Genomic DNA, 5,182 nt, shown 5'->3' with positions numbered 1-5,182 from the left:
TGATTTTGCGTGCACATGAGGTGCGCTCTTGATGACTTTAGTCATCTGCACCGAAATACGCTAACCCACCTACTTTAGTAGGTGGTAGTTGAGTTTCAACGGCTAGTTCATATGCCACGCGGCAAATGAACTTTACTTTATGATTGATGGCTTATTGTTAATGCTTCGGAAACAAACTTAGAGGCATTATTTGTATTCCTCTAAGCGACTAATGAGATCAGCAATCGATTCAGGATTAACTTGTTTAAGAGAAATATCTAATGCACCGGATTTTAGTACAGTAATAGTACCAACTGATTTATCACCAAGCAGGTTCTCGGTGTCGCAGTTGGACTTAGAAGCTGTGTTCTTATTGATAAAGTGTGCAATCAGCTTTACAACGTCTTTATGCTTAATATTAAGTGCTATTGGCTCATCTGTATGGGATAAATCAGAGTAATCTGTTTCTTCTCTTATTTGCGCTATAAGTTTATCCAACTGCTTAGCTGTGAGCACCTTAACAATCTTATTGAGAACCTTAATTATATTCCAACCAAGATCTGATGGTGAAGGGAATGTGTTCATTAATTCTTTAGGAATAGAATGAGCTATTAACCCCCTTGAAACGGTATCTTTATTCTCCCCAACTTCAACGGCAAGAGCTCGAAGTGAAAGTTTAAGCTCTTCGTTAATCGCAGCCCATTTGGCACCACGTTCGGCCAACGACTCCTTTTTGTGTTCATTCGCTTCGTCTGTAAGCAAAGCAACGTGCCCATCGCTAAGGGGCTTATCAGACACGTAAATTTTAAAAAGTTGTTTTGCAAAAACACAAGCACTACGACGGCGAGAACCATCAACAACAAAGATAACAACTTCGTCTTTTGAATTTTTTCCCCAGAAACCAAGCGCTGGAAATAATTGCCCCCTTAGTTGGATTTTTGTTATAAGTTTTCCTAGACCAATTTTAGTTAACCAGTCCTGGTCTCGACCATTTTCCAGGTGGACGATTGTAGCTGTTTGAATGTCGTAGTGTTCAACCGTAATCAGTTCAAGGTTGAATTTCTCATCACCCATTGAAAAGCATAGTTCGCTAACATTATCTTTAGAAAACTCGCGTAACTGTTCTGGTAAAGACATGTTTGCAGTATTAGCTTCTTCGTACTGAAAATCTGTTTCATTTTTCTGTGTTAACGAGGCAGGAAGACCTGCAGACTCAAGCGCAACATCAGTTGCATTAACTACATTCTTTTTAGCCATGATTAAAGCTCTCCGCCGCATTCTTCATTTTGCCAAACATTCTGCATATCGGCCTCGATATTAAGCGCTATATTAGTAAGATTTACTTGAGCAGCTTCAAGCTGTGTTCTACTTCCGTTCTGAGTAATTTTGCGACTAGCCCCTTGTTTAGCAAAATCAAAGGGTGATATTTCAAAAACTGAAAGTGACTGAGCATCACATTTCTTTAACGCTTCACTGTTCTCGAAATCAGGTAAGCATGAGGCGTTAAGAGCCACATTAACTTGACTAGATATTTCTTTGTCTACAGCGGAATTACTGACCCCTACATGCACAACTCGCACGTTGTTATACCCTTTATGGCCAACATTCATTAAAGTTTTGTACACATTGCTCAACGTCGTTAAATACTTGGCAGAAGAATCTCGATCATTATCAGCCGGTCGTAAAGGAATAATTAAGCTGGTGGCACTATAATGCGCAGCAATAACAGATTCTGTAACTTTTGGCGGGGTATCAATAAAAATAATGTCGAATTGATCTTTTACCGCTTCGATGATTGGCTCAAGTGAGTCATGAGCACTAAAAGATTCATTCCTAGCGAAAGCTTCGGAAGCTTTATTCTTTACATGAGCTTCAAAACGAATGTCATTGATTGAAGCAGGTAAAATACGTAGATGGGGAATGTTTGTTTCCAAGAATGACTCAGATACAATTTGTTCAAAAGTTTCTCCCTCATCAAGCTCTAAATCATTACACAGAAAGTCTGATACAGTAAACGCATCGGGGCTAAGATAAGGAACAAGTTTAGCTGATAATGACCCCTGTGGATCAAGATCTATAATTCCAACGCGATAGAATGAGCCTACTGCATTAGCCAACCCAGCTCCAAAGTTAAACACCGAAGTTGTCTTACCGGCGCCGCCTTTTAAATTTGATACGACATAAACCTGACATGATTGTTTATCGGTACGCACAAATTTCAACCGTCTACCGGTTGCTTCTAAAAGTTTGTTAACTGCTAACTGATTAAAACGCCAAATTTTAGCGTTTTTTTCATTTAAATAGATACCATCTACACCAATATCATCGATCAACTTAGATAGTGATTTAGTATTAAACAAACCAAGCGCAATGGATAAATCCTTCTGGTTATATATGCGATATTTTTTTAAATTAGGAGCGATATTAACATCATTACTTTCCTCACCCACAATACCGTTATCAAATTTAGCATGAGCCTTTTTTCTATTAATAATATTATTTAGAGCGTCCGCCATGCTTGTTAGTTTTAATAATGTTTTTCTAGGACTCATTAAACGTATGCCCATGAATATTCCTTAATAAAGTGAAAAAGTAATTAAAAGCAATAATATACAGCAATATCACTTACAGCAAGCGAATTACCACCACACATAGCAATAAAGCATACCAAAAGCACAAAAAACAAGCAGTATCACAAAAACACACTTGCTTTAGCGCCAGAAGTGCGCCGCAATCACCCAGTCAGCAAATATATAAGGCGTGAATTATGGAAACTAAAACTGAAACTGAAACTGAAACTGAAAAATTAAAACTATTGAGTTAAATTTAACAGTTTAAGCGGAATTCTCCGGCCATAACTACCGAGCGTTAGCGAGTGTAGCTTGGCTGGTGATGGATAGCTTACAGGGCATAACCCTGTTTATGTTGGTCTGTTTTGGTTTTGTATGTATTCTTTTATCACCTCAAGCGGTGCACCACCTGCTGTTAGTAAGCAGTATGCCCTCGACCATAAAACAGGCTTCCAATAGTAGTTTTTTAGATGTTCTGCGTATTGCTTGCGAATTAGCCTACTGGTAACTGTTTTTAGGCTGTTAATGAACTTGGCAGGTTCAATTGTTGGATTCAAACCGAGCATTAAGTGAATGTGATCCGATTCTCCCCAAAATTCAATTAACTCAATACTCCATTTTTCACATTGTTTTTTACAAATATCCTGTAGGCTATCTAAAATTTCGCTTGTGAAGCATTTGTTTCTGTATTTAGTAACTAACACTAAATGGTACTTTATGTCATAAACGCAATGGTAATGTGATTTCATAGATTTACACCAAAATAGAATATATGTATATTCTGCAGTTATGAAAATCAAAGTCCACACAAAAACGCTAAAAGTAAGAATTCGTGATAAACATGTAAGTATCCTTAAAAAATGGGCTTACGGTGTGAATCAAGTGTGGAATTTCTGCAATGAAACTTCAATGAACAGCCTTAAAAACACCAGTGAGTTTGGAGCAGTAAAACCTGTATTCCTATCGGGGTATGATCTCCAAAAGCATACCAAGGGTATGAATAAAACGTTTGGGCTTAACTCTGCGACTGTTCAAATGGTAGGGCATGAGTATGTAACAAGGCGTAAGCAGTTCAAAAAGTACAAGCTAAACTGGCGTAAAACAGGCGGCGCTAAGCGCTCACAGTTCGTAAGGATTGCATTAGCTTCAAGAATGGGCAGGTTTACCATAATCGCCATTATTTTGGGGTTTGGGATAGCTACGGTTTATCTCAGTACACTTTCAAGTCAGGATCATTCAATGAAGACTCAAGGGGACGCTGGTACTTCAATGTTGTTGTGGAAGTTGAAGCAGAGCAAAGCCATGGCAAAGCAAGTGTTGGTATTGACTTGGGTTGTAAAGAAACCGGATGGGCGCCCCCCCCAATAGGCATTATTAAATTCGTGATAACCGTAAAAGCTTTGTATCTCAGTACTATGACTATAACGAGTCACCTTACGACTCATATATTGTTTTAAATTGTCAGTTCCTGTATCGACTTGTTGTGCGATAAAATTGAGTACATTGATTGGCACATCTGTTCGATCAGGCAAGAAGGTACCAAGAAACCTTACTGTCGTTAATTGCAAAGCAAACCCTAACCGATTGTAATCGCCACGCCGTTTATTAATAAGCGTTAGCGCGGTATCGTCGATATGAAAATAACGGACCAACTGCGTGTCATTTGGTTCACCATTAAAACAACCATATTGATTTTTTTGTTCTTCGGTCAGAAATTCAATCGGCATGCCAATCCTTTAGTAGTAATGACTTCACAATATTTAAATTAGTTATGGCTTGATCTTAAGTAGAGGTTACATAGTATTTCGGTCATCGAGGTGCAAGCGAGGCAGCATACTTTTATGCAGAACACCAAACACGATTAACGATTGCTTATCATAAATGTAATAAATCACGTGACTGACATAAGGAAAGCTATACACATTGGTACCAACGTCACGACGTTTTTTGCCTATCGTCGGTGTTTCTGACAATACTCTTATGGTTTGACGCAACTCAACGAGGTATTTTTTTGATTGTTCGCTCCCCCATTGATTTAATGTATAGCGACGGATTTCAATGATATCTGCTCGTGCATCTATAGTGAGTCTATGAGCGACCATCTAATCGTGTTGTCCGGATTCTAACTCATCAAAAAATTGCTCTCCATCTACCGTATTGCCATTATTAATATCGTTAGTTGCTTTTGCTGCTCTGGATTGCAATAAGCGTAATTTTAAAGTTTCTATACTATGGTATTCATCTACTGAAATAACAACGGCAACTGGCTTGCCATTTTTGTTAATTTGAATTGGTGCTCGTTGCACTTTCATTAACATGTTACCGAATTGAGTTTTTGCATCATTGGCTGAGAGTGCTTGCATGATCGTTTTACCTCCAATATTGATTAATTCGTTCATTATAAACGAATCGAACGATTTTAGCCAAGTTATCTTTAATGCAAGTACGAATAGGGTATACCCTAACAACACCCGCAATTTAGCATAGACAATTACGCAATGACACCACTTAAATAAACCTATAATATATGACACTATCTAACTCAACTACCACCTACTAAAGTAGGTGGGTTAGCGTATTTCGGTGCAGATGACTAAAGTCATCAAGAGCGCACCTCATGTGCACGCAAAATC

6 protein-coding genes are annotated in these 5,182 nt (G+C 38.3%); all 6 read right to left on the bottom strand.

The genetic code is table 11. The features are described 5' to 3' along the window. Positions 1–186: 186 nt before the first annotated feature. The gene (locus tag G337_RS0118645) at positions 187–1,236 is read right to left on the bottom strand and encodes a hypothetical protein (protein ID WP_028865224.1); all 1,050 of its coding nucleotides are present in this window, start codon (positions 1,234–1,236) and stop codon (positions 187–189) included. Positions 1,237–1,238: 2 nt separating this feature from the next. Beyond that, complete coding sequence (locus G337_RS0118640) at positions 1,239–2,546, bottom strand: ParA family protein (RefSeq protein ID WP_028865223.1); 1,308 nt, start codon at positions 2,544–2,546, stop codon at positions 1,239–1,241. Between the two features lie 353 nt (positions 2,547–2,899). Next, positions 2,900–3,298 (bottom strand): IS200/IS605 family transposase, encoded by a 399-nt coding sequence (gene tnpA / locus G337_RS29610; protein ID WP_028865222.1) that lies wholly within the window; start codon positions 3,296–3,298, stop codon positions 2,900–2,902. A gap of 498 nt (positions 3,299–3,796) precedes the next feature. Further along, on the bottom strand, positions 3,797–4,276 hold the full coding sequence (locus tag G337_RS28355) for a DUF4158 domain-containing protein (RefSeq protein ID WP_084605501.1): 480 nt from the start codon (positions 4,274–4,276) through the stop codon (positions 3,797–3,799). Between the two features lie 66 nt (positions 4,277–4,342). Continuing rightward, complete coding sequence (locus tag G337_RS0118625) at positions 4,343–4,651, bottom strand: type II toxin-antitoxin system RelE/ParE family toxin (protein ID WP_028865220.1); 309 nt, start codon at positions 4,649–4,651, stop codon at positions 4,343–4,345. Further along, positions 4,652–4,948 (bottom strand): type II toxin-antitoxin system Phd/YefM family antitoxin, encoded by a 297-nt coding sequence (locus G337_RS0118620; RefSeq protein ID WP_245597685.1) that lies wholly within the window; start codon positions 4,946–4,948, stop codon positions 4,652–4,654. Positions 4,949–5,182 lie beyond the last annotated feature (234 nt).

Source organism: Psychromonas aquimarina ATCC BAA-1526, assembly GCF_000428725.1.
Taxonomy (GTDB): Bacteria; Pseudomonadota; Gammaproteobacteria; order Enterobacterales; family Psychromonadaceae; genus Psychromonas; species Psychromonas aquimarina.
This window is presented reverse-complemented; position numbering and strand designations above follow the sequence as displayed.